Here is a 1,688-nt window from a genome sequence, read left to right as displayed (position 1 = left end):
ACAACAACTCGACAATTCCGAAAAAATAGGCTTTCAGCCCAATATAGGTCTTGGTTTTAAATACAAAGGCATTCAAATTGACTACGCCTTAACAGACCTTGGAAATCAAAGTACTGCTTTGTATTCCAATATTTTTTCATTAAAAATAGATTTATCTCTTTTTACCAACTGATAAAAAACAAACAATGATTGCATCCAATTTTCGATTCACAAAAGTGTTCTACTTCATAACACTATTTTTAGCAACATCCATTAGCTTTAGTCAAACTAGGTTGCTGTCTAAAACCAGTAAGGTTAGCGTATTAACCTGCGGAACCGGTAATGAATCCTACTCTCTTTTTGGGCATACGGCAATCCGAATTTCGGATCCCGATAATTTTATTGATGCCGTATTTAATTACGGAGCTTTTGATTTCAACACGCCGAATTTTGTTCCAAAATTTGCTAAGGGAGATTTAGAATATTTCGCAGTAGCGCATTCGTATGCTGATTTCATAAACGAATACACCTATGAAAAAAGATCGGTTTATGAGCAAGAATTAGTGATACCTCAAGATTTAAGGCAACAACTATTTGACAACTTAACCACTTCATTAGCATCAGGAGAAAGCCATTACACCTACAAATTTATAGATAAAAACTGTACCTCAATGGTGGTAGACATGATAAATAAAACGCTTGGAAGTGCGATAATTACTAAAAAAGTAGACACTGACAAAACCTATCGATCTATTTTATATCCTTATTTTGACAATCACTTTTATGAAAAGTTAGGTACAAGTATCATCTTTGGAACCAAAGTAGACGAAGTAGGAACACATATTTTTTTACCATTCGAACTACTGACTAACTTAAAAATAACTCGTTACAATAATCAATTGTTGGCCAAACAACCCATGACCTTATTACAGTACCAAGAACCGACTCCTTTTTCGTGGTGGAATAATGGGCACAGCTATCTATTGCTTTTGTTGGTTGTTGTTGCTTTGAACAAAAAAGCATTGAACCAATTTTATTTTATTATCATGGGTTTGTTGGGCGTGTTCTTTGTTTTTATGGGTTTTTATTCCAATCATTTAGAATTAGCCTACAACTACAACGCTCTACTGTTTAACCCTAGTTTACTTTTATTAGCAGTTTTTTATTTTACCAATAACACCAGATGGACCTATAAATTAGCTGTCTTTAACGTGCTATGTTTATTTGCTTATGTTTTACTTTTAATTAATAAAGCACACTTTTTAATTGTACTACCCCTAATTATAGCTAGTGCGGCACTACTAATTCGAGTAGCGTTAAAAAACAAAAAGCGAATCCCTATTATTATTTAGGATTCGCTTTGGTATTTTAGAAGAAAATTAACGTAGTAACTATTGCCCTCTATAAAATAAAACGGTGGTAATTGTTTTAAGGGCTATGTTTAAATCCAGATAAAAACTTCTGTGTTTTATATAATACAAGTCATATTGTAATTTTATTAAGCTGTCTTCGATCGTTTCTCCATAACTATAATTCACCTGAGCCCAACCGGTCAGTCCCGGTTTAATGATGTGCCTTGTTTCATAAAAAGGCATTCTATCTGCTATTTCTTTAACAAAATTAGGTCTTTCAGGACGTGGACCAATTAGTGCCATTTCTCCTTTTAAGATATTTATACATTGCGGGATTTCGTCTATTCTCGTCTTTCG

The 1,688-nt window shown here is 33.4% G+C and carries 2 protein-coding genes; one reads left to right on the top strand and one right to left on the bottom strand.

Translation table 11 applies throughout. The features are described from left to right. The first annotated feature begins 185 nt into the window (after positions 1–185). A complete protein-coding gene (locus P8M54_RS04180; protein WP_300285535.1) occupies positions 186–1,331 on the top strand; it encodes a DUF4105 domain-containing protein in 1,146 nt (381 codons plus the stop codon). Between the two features lie 39 nt (positions 1,332–1,370). Here P8M54_RS04180 and P8M54_RS04175 read toward each other — a convergent pair. Further along, positions 1,371–1,688 (bottom strand): sugar transferase (locus P8M54_RS04175; RefSeq protein WP_300285532.1); only part of this gene is annotated, 318 nt, incomplete at its 5' end.

It is taken from the genome of Flavobacterium sp. (assembly GCF_029242675.1).
Taxonomy (GTDB): Bacteria; Bacteroidota; Bacteroidia; order Flavobacteriales; family Flavobacteriaceae; genus Flavobacterium.
Note: the sequence above shows the minus strand (reverse complement) of the source record. Positions and strands in the feature narration are given on the sequence as shown.